Genomic DNA, 18,807 nt, shown 5'->3' with positions numbered 1-18,807 from the left:
AGCGTATCGATCTGCGGCTCAGGAGCGTTTGCAGCTATTGATGCCCAGCAACGAATACGCCGGGCACGTACGCAGCAGGCCGGTAGCCAGTGGCACGACGCCGATCCAGCCCCACAGGCCGATAGTGCCGCTCAAACTCAGACCGATCAGAATCAAGCCAGCGGCGATGCGCAGGCTGCGGTCGATGGTGCCAACATTGGTTTTCATGATGATCTCCAGAGTTAAAGGCTGCGCCGGCGTTCCAGCGCGGTGAACAACAACATCCCGGCCAGCATGGCCAGAACGAAAACAATGACCTGCCAATGGCCGCTGAGCAGAATGGCCAGTGCCGGTCCCGGGCAGATCCCGGCAATCCCCCAACCAATGCCGAAGACCAGGCTGCCAGCGATCAGACGCCGATCCAGCTCGCGCTTGGCCGGTAGCTGGATCGGCGCGCCGAGCAATGACTGCGAGCGGCGCCTGGCCCAGGCCAGCGGCCCCGCGGCGACCGCGATGGCGCCAACCATCACCAGCGCCAACGACGGATCCCAGGCACCGGCCAGATCGAGGAAGCCCAACACCTTGGTCGGATTGGCCATGCCAGCCAGCAACAGGCCGACACCGAACAGCAAGCCGGCCAGCAATGCACTCAGTTTGCGCATGTTCAGCCCCCCAGCAGATGACGTAGAACAAAGACCGTGACGAAACCGGCGGCCATGAAGGCGAGCGTCGCCGCCAACGAACGCGGCGACAGCCGGGCCACCCCACAGACCCCGTGGCCACTGGTACAGCCGGACCCGTAACGGGTACCCACTCCGACCAGCAGACCGGCCACCAGCAAGCTGAGCCAGCCACCCTGGAACTCGATTGTCGGCAGCACGCTGAACAGGCCCCAGAGCAGCGGCGCCAGCAGCAGACCGAGGAGGAACATGGCCTTCTCCGCCCGACCCTCACCGCCCTCCAGCACCGAACCGAGCAAGCCACTGATACCCGCAATACGGCCATTGAACAGGACAAACAAACTCGCAGCCAGGCCGATCAAGGCTCCGCCAGCGAGAGAGCTCCAGGGTGTGAAATTCAACCAGTCGATGGTGAATCCATCTAAGGCGATCGCATCGATACTCATGAGGTTTCTCCTGCGCAGAACAACTGGTACAGCGTATTGATCACCGCCAAGGCTGCCGGACTGCTGATCCGGTAGTGGATCTGCTTGCCTTCGCGGCGGGTTTCCACCAGCCCCTCACGGCGCAATACCGCCAACTGCTGCGACAGCGTCGGCTGCTGGATGCCGAGCAGGCTTTCCAGCTCGCTGACATTGCGCTCGCCTTGGGACAGCTGGCAGAGCAGCAGCAGGCGATCCGGATTGGCCAGAGCCTTGAGCAACTGCCCGGCCGCATCCGCGTTGGCGCGCAACTGCTGGATATCGAGCGTCTGTTCGGGAGCGTTCATGGTCGTCCTCAATTAAGCTAAAAACAATATATGCTTTCATATATTATTGTGCAAGCTGAAATCCGCCTTCACTCTCCTGGCAAACCGGGGGGAGCAAACCCACAGATACGCCCAGGCGTAATCCGGGTGCACGCCATTCAACCTTGACGCTTACACGCCCATGAAAAAACCCGGAACAGAGTCCGGGTTTTTTTGTGTTTCACCGCCGAACGGGATCAGACTGATCAGCGGTGCCCGGCTGCCCCGTTAACCACGGGGCACCGCTCAGAACAGCGGCAGGGTGTAGCTGACGATCAGGCGATTTTCGTCGATGTCGTTGGTGAAGTTGGAACGCACCATCGCATTGCGCCAGCGCAGGCTGAGGTTCTTCAGGGTTCCTTCCTGGAAGACGTACATCAGCTCGGTGTCGCGCTCCCATTCTTTGCCGTCACCGGCAGCGCCCAGATCGACGTTGTCGCCGGTCAGGTAGCGGGTCATGAAGGTCAGGCCGGGGATACCGATGCTGCCAAGGTTGAAGTCGTAACGCGCCTGCCAGGAGGTCTCGTCCTTGTTGGCGAAGTCACCGATTTGCACATAGTTGACCAGGTATGGATCGGTACCGCCGAGATAGGCAGCGCCGGTATCGCCGTCCATCTTCTGATAGCCGAGGCCGAACTTGTGGCCGCCCAGACCATAAGTAACCATCGCTCCGAATGCCTTGTTGTCGACGTTGCTGCGACCATCATCGGTGGAGCGCGCATAACGCAGGTCGGTCTTCAGGCTCTGCGCTTCGCCCAGCGGCAACACGTGCACCAGATTGAAGGAGTTCTGCTTATACAGGTCCTCCAGATTCGAGTAGTAATAGGCACCGGTCAGCTGCTTGCTCAGCTGATAGGTGCCGCCGAGAAACTGGAAGGCATCGGTCGTCTTGTCGCCGGTAATGGTGATGCCGCGGCGACCGCCAGTGGTCATCGACAGGTCTTCGAAATCACCCGAGTTGCGGTTGTTGACCTCGCGCACATAACCGCCATCCAGGGTCAGGCCGTCGATTTCCTGGGAAAGCAGCTGGCCACCTTTGAACACCTGCGGCGTCAGGCGGCTGTCGCTGGAGGCGATGGCCATGTTCTTGTACTGCATGCTGCCAACACGCAGGGTGCTCTTCGACAGCTTGGCCTTGCCGGCCACTGCCAGGTCGGAAGAGTAGTCCTGAGAGCCGCCCGAACGGTCGGGCACCAGCAGACCACTGCCGGCGGTGCCGCCACCGGAGTCCAGCTTGAAACCGAGCATGCCGATGGTGTCGATACCGAAGCCGACCGTACCCTCGGTATAGCCGGAGTCCATGCGCAGAATGAAGCCTTGCGCCCACTCTTCCTGCTTGGCCTGGCTGGCCCCGTCCTGACGGAAATCCCGGTTGAAGTAGAAGTTGCGGGCTTCGAGGCTGGCCTTGCTGTCCTTGATGAATTCAGCGTTGGCGAGTTGGCTCAGGCTCAAGCCCAGGGTGCCGGCAGCAATGGCCAGCGCCAGGGAGGTCTTTCTCATTATGGTTTTCTCCAGTGTTTTAAGGGTGACACTTCGGCACGGGCGCAGGCTTCGACCACGAAGAGGCAGGCACGCACCGAATTCGTTGATTCACCCCAACGGGCCTCGCCAGATGGGCAGCCGAACAGGCGCCAGGGCAAGCGGGCCAGCGCTGGGGCGAACAGCAATCAGGGGTGCGCGGAGCCGCGCCAAGCAAGCGTCAACGGAACAGGCGGATCGTCAGCCAAAAGGAAGGATGTCATCGGCGGTCTCTTGATTTTTATTGTGTGCCGGCCCTGCAGGCCGATCGGTGCGTCGAAGAGGCTAAGGCAGTTACTGTGCCAGTCTCCCTGCGCCGAGCAGCAACACCTCTAGCGCGGTACTTTGGCTGAGGCACACGGACTCCATTGCAGAGTCGCGGTGAGAAAGAACAGGCGGATTATCGCCGACCACCAGCGCGCTAACGGCGGATTTTCGCCAAGTGCGCAATGCCCTTCAGTCGAGCACGATCTGATTCTTGCCCTGGCGCTTGGCCTGGTACATCGCCGCATCGGCGCGCGCGAACAGCATATCCAGGCTCGAGTCGTCCCCACGCAAGCTGGTCAACCCCTGGCTCACCGTGATGGCGAACGACGCCTGCTGGTGACTGAAGCGCAAACGTTGCACATCCCGCTGCAAGCGCTCGGCGACCTGCACGGCCAGAGCGGGCTCGCAGCCGGCAAACAACGCCGCGAATTCTTCACCGCCGATGCGGCCGAACAGATCACCACTGCGCACGGCCAACGCGCCGCAACTGGCCAGGCGCTGCAAGACCTGGTCGCCCATCTGATGACCATAACGGTCGTTGATCTGTTTGAAGTTGTCGATATCGAGCAACAGGAAGGCCAATGGACTGCCAAACTTACGGGCCTGCTCGAACTCACGCTGGGCACACTCGAAGAAGTGCCGGCGATTGCTGCTCTGAGTCAGCACATCGGTGGTCGCCAGGCGCTGCAGTTCGCCTTCCAGCTGCTTTTTGTCAGTGATGTCTTCGGCGATGCCGACGATGATCTGCGTCTGATCAGACTCACTCGAGCGACTGATAAAGCATTTGTCGCTGAGCCAGCGCAACTGCCCATCGGCTCGAATGATGCGGTACTCGCGGACTTCCACCGCCCCGGATTCCAGGACCTTGGCCAGGCTCTCGGCCGCGTACGCCAGGTCGTCCGGGTAGATGCTGTTGCGCCATTCGCCGAAATCGGCCAACAGCAAAGCGGCAGAGCGGCCAAACACACGTTCGTAGGCCGGGCTGACGTAGATCACCCGCTGCGCCTGCCAGTCGAACGCCCAGAGCACCGCATTGACGCTGCCGAGCAGGCTGCTGAAGAGCCCCTCACGCTCACGCAGGCGCGTGACCTCGGCACGGCTGTGCAGCAGCGCCAGGGTCAAGTCTTGCAATTGCTCCGTTGGGTTGCTGCGCTCGTCCATAACAACCGCCATCCTGATGAGTGGTGGGGCTACAAGCGCAGCATAGTGGGTCGCGGCGGCGGAAAACAAAAAGCCCGCCAAACGGCGGGCTTTGCCAGTCAATCGGCAGCGATCAGGTGGCCGCGACCGGGCGCAGCGAATAGGTTTTCAGCTGTTCGGCAAAATCGTGCAGCGACTGGATACCGCTGGCCTCGGCTTCGTGGACCCACTGCTTGATCGCCTCGAGCATCTCATGGCCATTGGCGCTGGTCTTGAGCCAGATCTGCTGCAGCGCCAGACGCTTCTCGTAGATCACCTTGAGCGCCTGACTCTGCGCCAGCATGGCGTCGATACGCACCTGCTGCTGGTCGTGCAGCAGGCTCGGCTCGCGGCCCAGCAGGCGCTTGGCGCGGTGAAACTGATGGCGCACCGAGGCGTCGGCCTTGGCCAGTTCCTGCTTGACCAGCGGGCCGATCACCAGCTTGCGGTACTGCGCCATGATCTGGAAACGGTTGTTGAGGATCGCCATGGCGGTGTCCATGTCCAGGTGGCGCTTGCCCTCGATGCGATGGGCAATCGGCGCCACACGCTGCACCTTGGCCAGGCCAAGCAGGCTGAACAGCTGGATCCAGGCCCAGCCCATGTCGAATTCCCACTTGCGCACCGACAGCTTGGCCGAGTTGGGATAGGTGTGGTGATTGTTGTGCAGCTCTTCGCCGCCGATCAGGATGCCCCAGGGCAGCAAGTTGGTGGCGGCGTCGCGGCATTCGAAGTTGCGATAGCCGACGGCATGACCGAGACCGTTGATCACCCCGGCCGCCCAGACGGGAATCCACATCATCTGGATCGCCCAGACGCTGATGCCGATCACGCCGAACAGGGCCAGATCGATGAGTGCCATCAGGGTCACGCCGCCGAAGGTATAACGCGAATAGAGGTTGCGTTCGATCCAGTCGTCCGGGCAATTCTTGCCATAGATGCGCAGGGTTTCCGGGTTCTTCGCCTCTTGCTGGTACAGCTCGGCGCCGGTGCGCAATACCGTACCCAGGCCCTTGATCACCGGGCTGTGCGGGTCGTCGACGGTTTCGCACTTGGCGTGGTGCTTGCGGTGGATCGCGGTCCATTCGCGGGTGTTCTGCCCCGTGGTCAACCACAGCCAGAAACGGAAGAAGTGTTTCAGCGCTGGATGCAGCTCCAGGGCGCGATGGGCGGAATAACGGTGCAGATACACCGTGACGCCGACAATGGTGATGTGCGTCATCACCAGCACGGCAGCGATCAACTGCCAGACCGACAGGTCAAGAAAACCGTTGTACCACATGAGCCGGGAGCCTCTTGAAAGGAAAACATGGCGTGTCTGAAAGACTCAGGCCACGGTGCATTATCCCCGACATGGATCAGAAAACCAGTTGGTCTTTTAGATAACAATGCCGAGTTGCTTCTTGCACTACTATCACAGACTCACCTCAAGAGCCGATCGACGTCATGAACCTACACCAAGGAACGGTGCGCCTTACCCTGATCTACCTGTTGGCCGCCGGGCTGTGGGTCCTCTTCAGTGATGCCCTACTGCCCAGCCTGGACCTGTCTGCCGAACGTACCGCCCAGGTGCAACTGCTCAAGGGTTTGAGCTTTGTCCTGCTCAGCAGCCTTCTCCTGTATCTGATCCTGCGCTCGCACGTGCGCCAGCAGGCGCGCATGCGCCGAACCCTGCGTGCCAGCGAAGGGCGCCTGAACCTGGCCCTGGAATCTGCCAAGGAAGGCTTGTGGGATTGGGACCTGCGCAGCGACAAGGTGTTTTTCTCGGCAGGTTATGCCGCCCTGCTCGGCCTGCAACCCGCCGCACTGGGCAACACCAGGGCGCACTGGCGGCAACGGCTACTCCCCGACGACCTGGCTCATTATGAGAAAACCATCGCCACTATCCGCGACAACGCCAGTCAGGAGGCGTTCGAGTTGACCTTGCGCATGCGCCACCAGAATGGCGACTACCGCTGGATCCAGTCACGCGGGCAGTTGCAGCTCGACGTTCAGGGCCGACCGGAGCGCATTATCGGTACCGCCAGCGACATCAGCCAACGGCGTGCCAATGAACACAGCCTGCGCCAGGCCGCCGCCGTATTCGACGCCACCCAGGACGGGGTGCTGGTCACCGACAGCAACCAGCAGATCGTCCACGTCAATCCCGCCTTTAGCCGCATCACCGGCTACAGCCCCGAGGAAGTTATCGGCCGTCAGCCCAGCCTGCTGAGCTCGGGCCGGCATGACCAGGCGTTCTACCAACGCCTGTGGCACGCGCTGGTGGCCCGAGGCAATTGGAGCGGAGAGATCTGGAACCGGCGCAAGAACGGTGAAATCTACCCCCAGTGGCAGCGCATCCGTGCCATCCACGACGAAGCAGGCGAACTTAGCCACTACGTCGCGGTGTTCTCCGACATCAGCGAACTGAAGCGCTCGCAGAGCGAACTGGATCACCTGGCCCACCATGATCCGCTGAGCGGCCTGCCCAACCGCCTGCTCTTCACCGAGCGGGTCGACAACGCCCTCAAGCGCGCCAAATCCGAACAGCAAGGCGCGGTGCTGCTGATCGACCTCGATCACTTCAAACACATCAATGAAAGCCTGGGCCACAACATCGGCGACCTGCTGCTCAAGGCGGTCGCCGGGCGACTGGCCGCACAACTGGGTGAGGGCATGACCCTGGCGCGCCTGGGCGGTGACGAGTTCGGCCTGCTCAGCGAAAATTGCCTGGACGCTGCCCAGGCCGCCAGCCTGGCCCAGCTGTTGCTCAGCAGTCTCGGCGCGCCTTTCAACCTCGACAACCATGAGTTCTACATGAGCGCCAGCATCGGCATCAGCCTGTTTCCCGGCGATGCTGAAAACCTCGAGCAGGTCCTGCGCAATGCCGACTCGGCGCTGTCCAAGGCCAAGGGCAGCGGCCGCGAAGGCTACGCCTTCTATACCCAGGAACTGACCGAGTTCGCTCGCCATCGCATCGACCTGATTAGCGCCCTGCACCATGCCCTGGATCACCAGGAGCTGCGTGTCTACTACCAGCCGCTGCACGACATGGCCAGCGGCGAACTGATCGGCGCCGAGGCGCTGGTGCGCTGGCAACACCCGCAACGCGGCCTGGTGGCGCCTGGGGAATTCATCCCGGTCGCCGAAGACAGCGGCCTGATCGGCGCCATCGACGCCTGGGTACTGCAACAGGCCTGCCGACAAATGGTGCGCTGGCAAACACAGGCGCAGGCGCCGCGTTTCGTCGCCGTCAACGTCTCCAGCCGGCTGTTCAGCCGGGGCGGTCTGGATCTGCAGGTGGCCCGGGTGCTGGCCGACACCGGCCTGGACCCTGCCTGCCTGGAGCTGGAAGTCACCGAAAGCGCGGTGATGGACAACCCGGATGCCGCCCTGGCGCTGCTCGATCGGCTGCGGGCCCTGGGTGTACGCCTGGCCATCGACGACTTCGGCACCGGTTACAGCTCCCTGGCCCGACTAAAGCGCCTGCCCGTGCACAAGCTCAAGCTCGACATAAGTTTCGTCCGCGGCCTACCCTACGACAGCGACGATGTCGCGATTACCCGCGCGGTGGTGGCCCTGGGTCACAGCCTGGATCTCAAGGTCCTGGCCGAAGGCATAGAACGGCCGGAGCAGATGGAATTCCTCCGGCAGATCGGCTGCGACTACGGTCAAGGGTATCTGTTTGGCCGGCCACAACCGGTCGAAGCCAACCCGGAACCAGCCGTAGCAGCGCCCTGATCAATCAAGCATCATAGGCGGCAGTGACAAGGGATAACTGGCACCTATGCGGGTATTGATTCTCGAAGACGATCACTGGATCGCCGATCTGCTCAAGCAGATCGTTCTGAGCCTGCGCCCGAGCGCCGACATCGTCTGCCTCGGCAGCGTGGCCGAGGCTCTGGCGGACTGGCAGCAACAACCCAGCGACCTGGTGATCAGCGACTGGAACCTGCCGGACGGCGAAGGCACTCGGCTGCTGAAACAGGTGCGCCAGCACAACCGCGAAGTGCCATTGGTGATGATCACCGGTCGCACCGATCGCAGCAGCGTGGTGGAAGTCCGCGCCTTGGGCATCAGCGCCTTCATCAGCAAGCCCTTCCAGGCCTCGCGCGTAGCCGCCAGCCTGGAAAAATTACTGCCCGCGACTACGGCAGCGACTCCCGTGGCCCGCGCCGTCAGCGACGAAGACTTCCTCGCTTACCTGAAAAAACTGCCGGACGACCAGCTGGACATGCCCCTGAGCAAGGGTATCCGCGATCGCCTGGTGCAAAGTTTCAAGGGCGAACAACTGAGCCTGCGCGAGTTGGCCGAAGACTGGCGCCACGACCCCGCCCTGAATGCCCGCCTGCTGAGCGTGGCCAACAGCAGCGCCTACAACGGGGCCGGCCGCCCCTGCATCAGCCTGCTGGAAGCGCTGCAGAAACTCGGTGCAGCGACCAGCCTCAACCTGGCCATGGGCCTGGCCCTGCGCCAATCCAGCGCACTGGATAACCCGCTGTTGCGCAAGCTTGCCGATGGGCATCTGGAGGCCTGCGAACGCCTGGCGGAAAAAAGCATGGCCCTGGCCCGCCAGTGCAGCCTGGATCCCGCGCCCTTTCATTGCGCGGCGCTGCTGCACCGCATGGGCGAATTCGGCGTGCTCTACCTGGCCCAGGCTTGGGAAACGCGCGGTCACAGCCTCAGTGAGGAACAGCTAGTGCTGGCGCTTGGCCAATTCAGCTCACCCTTCGCCATTGCCATGAAAGCTCGCTGGCAGCTGCCCATGGCCCTGCGCGAACTGATAGGCGCCTGCTATGCCCTGCCCAACAACAGCGTCAAGCGCGAGGCCGTACTCATGCGCCTGGCTGCCTGTGAGCAGGATCCCACTGCCGACAGCAAAGACCAGGCCCGCCTGCGTCGCCTTGCCGGGCTGACCTGAATGCAGTCGGTTCGCTGAGGATGTCGCGCATGAACACCAGCAAAGCATCCGCCGCGATCCGCTGGATAGTCGGCCTCGGCAGCCTCACCCTGGCACTGTTCTTTGCCACCCTGGGTTGGCTCGCCCTGAACGAACGGGAAGCCTTCTGGCAACTGCAGATGACCAAGCAGGCCGACTTTCAGCGCCTGGCCCTGCACAGCACCCAGCGGCGCCAGCGCGATCAGGCGCTGCTGCTGGCCGACAGCATTGCCGCCGACGCCTGGGTCATCGAACTGGTGCGCCAGGCCCATGCCCTGCATCATGGCGGCAGCCCGGACCCAGCCACCGCGAAGGCCATCCGCGACCAGCTCTACACCCGCCTGGCGCCCCGCTGGCGCAACCTGCAGGCCAGCCATCCCTTCAAGCTCTCCATCCATCTTGCGCCCACGGCGCAAGTGCTGCTGCGCGTGCATCAACCCGAGCGCTTTGATGACCTGCCCGGCGGCCACCCCGCGATGCTCAGCGCCGCCCTGCAAGACCAGCAAAACAAGGCCGGCCTGGATATCGGCACCGACAGCCAGGTGATGCGTGCGATCAGCCTGCTGCAAGTGCAAGGCACAGGCCAAGCCGTAACCGTCGGCGCCGTGCAGGTCACCCTGAGCCTGAACAGCGACCTGCAGCAGCTGGATCAGGAACTGGACTCTGGTATCGCCTTGCTGGTCAGGCGTGACGCACAATCGTCCGCGCTGAGCGCTGAAAAACTGCGCGGCCAGGCCGATGAATCCGGCGACTGGGCGCTGGAAGGCTTCTCGCGCGGCCAGGTACAACGCTGGAAAGCCCAGCAGTTGTTGCCCGCACCTGCTGCCGGCAACACGATCAAACTGCTGCAAGATCAGGGTCGCACCTTCCTGCTCAATCAAGTGCTACTACCCGACTATCTGTCAGCCGCCACCCCCAGCCAAAGCAGCGCCGCCATCGCCCTGACCTGGCGCGATATCAGCGAACAGCTGGCGCGCCACCAGAGCGACCAGCAATGGCTGATTGGCAAATGGCTGCTGGCCTGGTTCGGCGCAGAAGCCCTGCTCCTGTTGCTGCTACTGAGCACCCGTCACGCCAGCCTGACAATGATTAGCCGCCACCGCGACGAGCTGCAGCACAAGCACCGGCAAAGCGAGCAGTCGCGTCAGCTGCTGGCGGTGATCGCTCAGGCCCAGGCGGCCTATATCACCGCACAGAACCAGCGCGAAACCTTCGATGCCCTGCTTCAGCGCATCCTCGAACTGACCGCCAGCCAGTTCGGTTTCATCGGCGAAGTGCGCGAGGATGATCAGGGTGCGCCCTACCTGCACACCTACAGCATCAGCAATATTGCCTGGGACAGCGCCAGCGCCGCGTTCTATGCCGAACGCTCGGCGCAGGGCATGGAATTCCGCAATCTCGACACGCTGTTCGGCCAGGTCATGCGCAGCGGCGAGGCGCTGATCAGCAATCAGCCGGCGCAGCATCCGCAGAGCGCTGGCTTACCCGCGGGGCATCCGCCGCTGCTGGCGTTTGCCGGCCTGCCCATTCATGCCCATGGCCACCTGGTGGGCATGCTCGGCCTGGCCAACCGTGCAGACGGCTATCAGGACACCCTGACCGAGCAGCTGCAGCCCTTGCTCGCCACCCTGGGCCAGTTGATAGAGGCGCTACGCCGCGACATGCAACGCGAACTGGCCCAGCAACACCTGCAGCGCCAGCAAGCGGCCCTGCGCGTACTCAACGAGATCGCCGCCCTGCCCCCCCGAAGCAGTCAGGAGCAGCTGCGCCAGGCTCTGCAACTGGGCGCCTCCTTCTACCAGGTGCCATTGGCAATCATCAGCCAGATCGAGGCCGATGATTACCAGGTGCGGGTTCAGGTTTCTCCTGCGGGCACCCTGAGTGACGGCCAGCACTTCCCCCTGGGCGACACCTACTGCAGCATCACCCGGCACAGCGATGAAGTCCTGGCCATCGAGTGCATGGCCCAATCGGTTCACGCCGCTCACCCCTGCTACCCGCTGTTCACCCTGGAAACCTATATCGGCATTTCCATCTGGGTCGCAGGCCAGCGTTTCGGCACCCTGTGTTTTGCCTCGCCCGAGGCGCGCCCCCAGCCATTCGATGAGGCCGACCGCGAATTCCTTCGCCTGTTCGCCCGCTGGGTCGGCGCCACCCTGGAGCGCCAGCAGCAGGAGCAGACCCGGCAGAACCTGCTGGAGCGCCTGGATCAGGCCCAGCAGATCGCCCGCCTGGGTCACTGGCAAGCCAACCTGCAGACTGACGAGCTGTACTGGTCGAGCACCATTTTCGACATCTTCGGTTTCGACCCCCAAAGGTTTATCCCGAGCATCGAGGCCTTCAAGCGCAGCGTGCACCCCGACGATAGAGCCCTGGTCGAAACCAGCGAACAACGGGCGCTGGCGGGCGGCTTGCATGACGTGGTGCATCGCATCCTGCGCCCCGATGGCGAGATCCGCTGGGTTCATGAACTGGCCCGCCTGCAGCCCGACGAACAGGGGCGCATGACCCGCCTGGCCGGTACTGTGCAGGATGTCAGCGAGCTCAAGCAGCGCGAAGACCAGATGCAAGAGGCCCGCGCCTTCCTCCAGGCCGTGCTCGATTCGGCTACCGGGGTTTCCATCATTGCCACCGATGCCAGCGGGCTGATCAGCCTGTTTAACCCTGGAGCCGAACTGCTCCTCGGTTATCGGGCCGCAGAGGTGATTGGCCAGCACTCACCGATGCTGTTTCACCAGCCCGAAGAAGTGCGCGCCCGCGGCAGCGAACTGAGCCATGAGCTTGGCCGCGAGATCCAGGGCTTCGAGGTGTTCGTCGCCAATGTCCAGGGTGGGCAAGCGATAGCCCGGCAGTGGACCTATATCCGCAAGGACGGCGAACAGCGCATCGTCAACCTGACGATCAGCGCGATCCGCAACGAGCAAGACGGCATTAACGGCTACCTGGGCATCGCCACCGATGTCAGTGCCTTGCAGCAAGCCACGCGCGCCCTGCAAAAAAGCGAGAGCCGCTTCCGCGGCATGGTCGCCAACCTGCCCGGGGTGGTCTATCGCTGCCGCTACGATGCCGACTGGACCATGCGTTTCATGGGCGACGAAATCGAGCATCTGAGCGGCTACCCGGCCAGCGACTTCATCGACAACCGGGTACGCAGCTATGCCAGCGTGATCCACCCGGACGACCGCGCCAGTACCTACGTCATCCAGGAGCACATCTTGCGCCAGGACGTGTTCGAGCTGACCTACCGCCTGCAGCATGCCGATGGCCACAGCATCTGGGTGCGGGATAAAGGCCGCGGCGAATACGACAGGCAGGGCAAGCTGCTGTGGCTGGACGGTTTCATCTGGGACATCAGCGATCGCAAGCAGATCGAAGATGAGCTCAAGCTCAGCCAGCAACTGTTCAGCAGTGCCTTCAACACAGCGCCCCAGGGCATGGCCCTGGTCAGCCCCGAAGGGCGCTGGCTGGAAGTCAATGACGAACTCTGCCGCATGCTCGGCTACAGCCGCGCGCAACTGCTGGCCGGCGACTTTCAGCAGATCACCCACCCCGAAGACCTGGCCGCCGACCTGGAGAATCTCGAGGCACTGCTGGCCGGACGGAGCAATGGCTACCAGATGGAAAAGCGTTATCTGGACAGCCAGGGCCGGACCATCTGGGTGCTGCTCAGCGTTTCGCTGGTGCGCGATGGCGCTGGCCGACCGGTGCACTTCGTCGCCCAGATTCAGGACTTCAGCGAGCGGGTTGCGACAGAGCGGGCCATCCGCGAACGCGAGCACTACCTGCACACCCTGCTGGACAACGTCCTGGACGCCATCATCAGCATCGATGAGCAGGGCATTATCGAGACCTTCAACCATGCCGCGGAAAAACTGTTCGGCTACAGCCTGGCCCACGTGGCGGGACGCCACGTCAGCCTGCTGATGCCAGAACCAGAGCGATCGACGTACGATGGCTACCTCACGCGTTACCAGCAAACCGGCGAAAACCGGCTGATCGGCACGGTGCGCGAGATCAACGGCCTACGCCGCAATGGCGACTCCTTCGCCATGGAACTGGCCATGTCACAGATCAGCCACCAGGGCCAACGGCGCTTCATCGCGGTGATCCGCGATATCAGCGAACGCAAGCGCATCGAACAGATGAAAAGCGAGTTCGTCTCCACCGTCAGCCACGAACTGCGCACCCCGCTGACCGCCATTGCCGGCTCCCTCGGCCTGATCAACGGCGGCGTGCTCGGCACGGTGCCGGCAGGCATGCAACAGATGCTGACAATTGCCCAGGACAACAGCCAGCAACTCAGCCAGCTGATCAACGACCTGCTGGATATGGACAAGCTGGTGGCCGGCAAGATGCCTATCGAGCTGAGCGAACAGCCCCTGCAGCCATTACTCGCGCAGGCCATCGCGCAGAACCAGCCGTATGCCAGCCAGTATCGGGTACAGCTGCAACTGCTCGACGCCCTGCCGGCCATCCAGGTACGGGTCGACAGCCAGCGCCTGGCCCAGGTCATGGCCAACCTGCTGTCCAATGCGGCCAAGTTCTCGCCCGCCGGACAGCCCGTCGAGGTCGCCGTGCAACGGCGGGGTGACCAGGTGCGGGTCAGCGTGCGTGATCACGGCCCAGGGATTCCCGAGGCGTTCAGGGCGAGCATCTTCGCCAAGTTCTCCCAGGCCGATGCCAGCGACACCCGCCAGAAGGGCGGCACCGGCCTGGGCCTGGCGATCAGCAAGGAACTGATCGAGCGCATGGACGGGCGCATCGGTTTCGACTCGATGGCCGGCCAAGGCGCGACCTTCTGGTTCGAGCTTCCGTTTGAGGTGTCGACATGAGGCCCGGTATCCCGCCACGCCAATTGCGCTGGCGTCATCTGCTGAACTGGACCGCCAGCCTGGGGCTTCTGCTGTTTCTCGGCCTGGGCACCGAACTGCTGCTGCAACAATACGACCTGCGCCAGCAGCAGGTTGAACAGCAACAATTGCTGGCACATGCCAACGAAGCCAGCGCGGTGCTGCTGGCCGAACTCAACGCCACCCTGCACCTGGCCACCGGTCTGGCCGCCTACATCCCTGCCAAGCATGGGCAGATCGATCCAGAGGAACTGAAGCCCTGGATGGTGGGGCTGTTCCAGCAAGGCCGACACATTCGCAATATCGGCCTGGCCCCGGACAACCGCATCGCGTTCGTCTACCCGCTGGCCGGCAACGAAGCTGCGCTCGGCCTTTATTATCCTGATCAGGCCAAGCAATGGCCCGCGGTGCAGCGCATCATCGCCAGTCGCACCGCCAAGCTCGACGGGCCGCTGCAACTGGTGCAGGGCGGGACAGGCCTGATCTATCGAGTACCGGTATTCCTCGATGACCAGCGCTACTGGGGCATGATCAGCACGGTCATCGACTTCGACCAGCTCTATGCCCAGGTTGAGGAAGTTGCCCGCCAGCGCAACATTGCGATCCGCCTCCATCCAGTTGCCGAGCCGATCAGCGCCAGCCTGGCGCAGACCGCCACCGAGCCAGCCCGCGTCAGGCTACCGATCGTGCTTGCCGGCGCCCACTGGCAGCTTGAGGCCCACAACCTGCTCGCGCCCAAACCGCTGCCTGCCTGGCTTCGCCTGCTGGGCTGGAGCCTGGCGCTGATCTGCACTGCGCTGATCGGCCTGGCCTTGCACGCCCAACACCGTCAGGCCAGCTTGTTACTGGCGCTCAATCGGAGCCAGCAACAGTTTTTCGATGCCTTCGACATGACCCCCCAGGGCTTGGCCCTGCTCGATCAGCAGGGCTCTGTGCTGGCCGCCAACCGGGCCCTGTGCCAGCTGCTGCAACGTAGCCCCGCCACGCTGCTCAACCAGCACCTACGGCTATTTTGCGAGGCGCCCGGTCATGCGCAGCTGAACGCTGAGCTGGCGGCAACAACCCCAGGGCACAACCGCAGCTGGCAACAAAACCTGCTCGATGCCCGCGGTGACTCAATCGCCGTGATGCTCAGTGCCGCGGTCCTGAGTGGCGCTCCGGATACTGGCGCAAGCCACATTCTGCATATCCAGGATATTCGCGAGAGCAAACGTCTGCTGCACCTGCAAAACGAATTCATCTCCACCGTCAGCCATGAACTGCGCACCCCGCTGACCGCCATCATCGGCCCGCTGGAACTGATCAATGCCGGCGCCCTGGGCGAGGTGCCGACGGCTTTGCAGCCCATGCTGCGGATCGCCCAGCACAATAGCCAGCGCCTGGCCACGCTGATCAACGACCTGCTGGACATCGGCAAGCTGGCGGCCGGCAAGATGCAGTTCGATGTCCAGCCGCTGGCCCTGCAGCCACTGATCGAGCAGGCCCTGCACAGCAACCAGACGTATGCGGCGGACTATGGGGTTGAACTGCGCCAGCTTGCCCGGTGCGCGGAGCGGGTCACGGTCGACGCTCACCGCCTGCAGCAGGTGCTGGCCAACCTGCTGTCCAACGCGGCCAAATTTTCCCCGCGCGGCGCCGCCGTCGATCTCTATACAGAACGACGCGACCAGCATCTGCGGCTCAATGTGCGCGATCGAGGCCCCGGGGTCCCGGCAGAGTTTCAGCCGCAGATTTTTCAAAAATTCGCCCAGGCCGACGCTTCCGACACCCGCCAGAAGGGTGGCACCGGACTAGGTTTGGCAATCAGCAAAGAGTTGATCGAGGGTATGGGCGGGCGCATCGGCTTCGATTCGCCGCCGGGCCAAGGGGCCACTTTCTGGTTCGAGCTGCCTCTGGCCGGATCTGCTACAACGGATCTACCGGCATGAGCCGCGCCCAGCCGGAACGCCCGAACAATTGCTTATCGGCATGCCGGGAAGTCGCGCACCAGGTTGAAACGCTGTGCCACCACGCTAAGGACAAGCCATGAGCGACACCTTGAACCTGATGAGCCTCGCCAACCGGCAGGCCTTTTTCAGCCGTCGCAACGCCCTGGCCTGGGCGGTATTGGCAATCGCCCTGCTGGCCAACCTGAGTGCCTGGCTGTATCTGCAGGAACGCGAGCAGTTGGCCGCGCAACGTCAGTTCGAGCTGCTGACCAGCGAGGTCAGTGAGGCGATCAGCAAGCGCATGACCGATCACGAGCAGATTCTGCTTGGCGGGGCTGGCCTGTTCGACGCCAGCCTGGAGGTCGACCGCGGGGAGTGGCGCTCCTATCTCGAACGCCTTGAGCTGCCACAGAATTACCCCGGCATCCAGGGCGTAGGCTACACGCGCTTCCTGCCCCCCGAAGCAGTGGCCGAGTTCGAAGCGGCGGTGCGCCGCGAAGGCTTTCCCAACTTCCGCCTGCACCCACCGGGGCTGCGCGAGCAGTACAGTTCGATCCTCTTCCTCGAGCCCCTGACTGGCCGCAACCTGGCCGCCTTCGGCTACGACATGATGTCCGAGCCCACCCGCCGAGCCGCCATGCTGCTCGCCGCAAGCAGTGGCGAAACCCGCATCAGCCAGCGGGTCACCCTGCTCCAGGAAACCCATGGCAAGGTGCAGGCCGGCTTGCTGATGTACGTGCCGGTATACCGCCCGGACTTGCCGCTGAAGAGTCCGGAGCAACGTCTCGCCGCCCTGCGCGGCTTTGTCTACAGCCCCTATCGGATGGACGACCTGATGGCCGGTATCCTCGGCAGCCAGACGCCCAAACTCGATTTCAACATCTACGATGGCGCCCAAGCCCGCCCCGAGGCCCTGCTCTTCAGCACCCAGACGAGCGACGCCGAACGCCACCCCGAACTCAGCGCACAGCTGCAACTCGACCTCTACGGCCAACACTGGACCCTCGATTTCAGCAGCCTGCCCGCCTTCGAAGCCAGTTTTCACACTACCGGCGCCTTGATGCTGCTGGGTGTCGGCGTCAGCCTGCTGCTGTTCGTGCTGGCCTCGGTACTGACCCTGCGCCGCGAACAGGCCGAAGCCCTGGCGCACAAGATGACCCTGCAGATCCGCCAGAACAGCGAAGCCCTGCGCCAGAGCGAGGAGCGCCAGCGCCTGGTACTCAAGGGCAGCAACGACGGCTGGTGGGATATCGACCTGCAGGCCGCTAGCCTGTTCGCTTCCGCCCGCGCCTGGGAGATGCTCGGCTACCCGCCCGACGAAAGCCCGCAGGATCTGCAGCGCTGGCTGCCAGTGCTGCTGCACAAGGAGTTGGCCGCACTGCAACTGGAGCTGCAGCGCGCGGTGACATCGGGTGCGGAGTCGTTCAGCAGCGAGGCATTGATGCTGCACCGGGCTGGTCATCAGGTGCCGGTGCTGCTGCGGGGCTTTATCCTGCGCGACGCTGACGGACAGGTGCAGCGGTTGAGCGGCACCTTGCTCGACCTCAGCGAGCGCAAGCGCGTCGAGAACATGAAGAACGAGTTCGTCTCCACCGTCAGTCATGAACTGCGCACCCCGCTGACGTCCATCGCCGGCGCCCTGGGCCTGATCACCGGCGGCGCCATGGGTGAGGTACCGGCACAGATGACGCAGATGCTGCAAATCGCCCAGCAGAACAGCCAGCGCCTCAGCCTCCTGATCAACGACCTGCTGGATATGGAAAAGCTGGCGGCCGGCAAGATGACCCTCGACCTGCTGGTGCAGCCCATCAAGCCGCTGATCGAGGAGGCCCTGGCGGCCAATCAGGCCTATGCCCAACAGCACGGCGTATCCTTCCAGCTCGACCAGCCGGGCGACATCTGGGTGCGGGTGGATGCCGCACGCCTGCAGCAGGTGCTGGCCAACTACCTGTCGAACGCCATCAAGTTCTCCCCGGCTGGCGCCAACGTGCGCCTGTACAGCGAATTGCGCGGCAACCGGGTACGGGTCAGCGTCAGCGACCATGGCCGCGGTATCCCCGAAGCCTTCCACAGTCGGATCTTCCAGAAATTCGCCCAAGCCGATGGCTCGGATCGCCGCGAGCAGGCGGGCACCGGGCTGGGGCTGGCGATCAGCAAAGAACTGATCGAGCGCATGGATGGCCGTGTCGGCTTCCACTCGGTGCCCGGCCAGGGCGCCACCTTCTGGTTCGAGCTGCCGTTGATCGAGGAGCATCTCCTGCCGGTGACCGCCCAACGGGCAGTGGCTGGGCCGCGCATCCTGGTGGTGGAGGACGAGCCGAATATTGTTCACCTGTTGCAGGTGATCCTCGGTCACGCCGGCTATCAAGTGGACAGCGCGTTCAGCGCCAGCCAGGCCCAGCAACGGCTGGCCGAGGGCGAGTACGCCGCCATGACCCTCGACCTGCGCCTCGGCGACGGTCACGGCCTGGCCCTGATCGGCGAACTTCGCCGACAGGCGGCCAATCAACAGCTGCCGATTCTGGTGATCTCCGCCTTCTGCGATGAGGGCCGCCGGCTGCTAGGGGACGCACCGGGCATTGCCTGGCTGGAAAAACCGTTCGACGAAGCGCAACTGCTGGCGAGCCTGGAACAATCCATCGCGGCGGCGGCCAAGCGTCACAGCCTGGAGGCCAGCGACCATGACTCGATGCAATAGGCA

General features: G+C 63.4%; 12 protein-coding genes. 5 read left to right on the top strand and 7 right to left on the bottom strand.

From position 1 onward, the window contains the following. Positions 1-18: 18 nt before the first annotated feature. From LJY18_RS19040 to desA, 7 genes are all read right to left on the bottom strand, one after another. Positions 19-207: a YgaP family membrane protein gene (locus tag LJY18_RS19040; protein ID WP_238043485.1), complete on the bottom strand. Its 189-nt coding sequence runs from the start codon at positions 205-207 to the stop codon at positions 19-21. A 14-nt stretch (positions 208-221) separates the two neighbouring features. Beyond that, complete coding sequence (locus LJY18_RS19035) at positions 222-641, bottom strand: YeeE/YedE family protein (protein ID WP_238043483.1); 420 nt, start codon at positions 639-641, stop codon at positions 222-224. Between the two features lie 2 nt (positions 642-643). Further along, a complete protein-coding gene (locus LJY18_RS19030) occupies positions 644-1,105 on the bottom strand; it encodes a YeeE/YedE family protein (protein WP_238043481.1) in 462 nt (153 codons plus the stop codon). Continuing rightward, entirely contained in the window at positions 1,102-1,428 is a 327-nt protein-coding gene (locus LJY18_RS19025) for an ArsR/SmtB family transcription factor (RefSeq protein ID WP_238043478.1), read from the bottom strand. The genes LJY18_RS19030 and LJY18_RS19025 overlap by 4 nt, the downstream gene beginning before the upstream one ends. Positions 1,429-1,692: 264 nt before the next feature. Continuing rightward, positions 1,693-2,946 carry an OprD family porin gene (locus tag LJY18_RS19020; RefSeq protein ID WP_238043476.1) on the bottom strand — a complete coding sequence of 418 codons (1,254 nt, stop codon included), beginning with the start codon at positions 2,944-2,946 and terminating at the stop codon, positions 1,693-1,695. Positions 2,947-3,420: 474 nt separating this feature from the next. Further along, complete coding sequence (locus LJY18_RS19015) at positions 3,421-4,392, bottom strand: GGDEF domain-containing protein (RefSeq protein WP_238043474.1); 972 nt, start codon at positions 4,390-4,392, stop codon at positions 3,421-3,423. Between the two features lie 112 nt (positions 4,393-4,504). Next, positions 4,505-5,692 (bottom strand): delta-9 fatty acid desaturase DesA, encoded by a 1,188-nt coding sequence (desA, locus tag LJY18_RS19010; protein WP_238043472.1) that lies wholly within the window; start codon positions 5,690-5,692, stop codon positions 4,505-4,507. Between the two features lie 164 nt (positions 5,693-5,856). On the opposite strand from desA, the gene LJY18_RS19005 reads away from it, so the two are divergent. The 5 genes from LJY18_RS19005 to LJY18_RS18985 all read left to right on the top strand — a co-directional run bounded on the left by LJY18_RS19005 (position 5,857) and on the right by LJY18_RS18985 (position 18,804). Continuing rightward, complete coding sequence (locus LJY18_RS19005; RefSeq protein ID WP_238043470.1) at positions 5,857-8,130, top strand: putative bifunctional diguanylate cyclase/phosphodiesterase; 2,274 nt, start codon at positions 5,857-5,859, stop codon at positions 8,128-8,130. 46 nt (positions 8,131-8,176) lie between these two features. Continuing rightward, positions 8,177-9,310, top strand: a complete 1,134-nt coding sequence (locus tag LJY18_RS19000; protein WP_238043468.1) for an HDOD domain-containing protein — start codon at positions 8,177-8,179, stop codon at positions 9,308-9,310. Between the two features lie 29 nt (positions 9,311-9,339). Further along, positions 9,340-14,160, top strand: a complete 4,821-nt coding sequence (locus LJY18_RS22595) for a PAS domain S-box protein (protein ID WP_238043466.1) — start codon at positions 9,340-9,342, stop codon at positions 14,158-14,160. Beyond that, entirely contained in the window at positions 14,157-16,106 is a 1,950-nt protein-coding gene (locus LJY18_RS18990) for an ATP-binding protein (protein WP_238043464.1), read from the top strand. Before LJY18_RS22595 ends, LJY18_RS18990 begins: the two co-directional genes overlap by 4 nt. A 97-nt stretch (positions 16,107-16,203) precedes the next feature. After that, positions 16,204-18,804: a hybrid sensor histidine kinase/response regulator gene (locus LJY18_RS18985; protein WP_238043461.1), complete on the top strand. Its 2,601-nt coding sequence runs from the start codon at positions 16,204-16,206 to the stop codon at positions 18,802-18,804. Positions 18,805-18,807: the final 3 nt, after the last annotated feature.

Source organism: Pseudomonas sp. MMS21 TM103, from assembly GCF_022132145.1.
Taxonomy (GTDB): domain Bacteria; phylum Pseudomonadota; class Gammaproteobacteria; order Pseudomonadales; family Pseudomonadaceae; genus Aquipseudomonas.
Note: the sequence above shows the minus strand (reverse complement) of the source record. Positions and strands in the feature narration are given on the sequence as shown.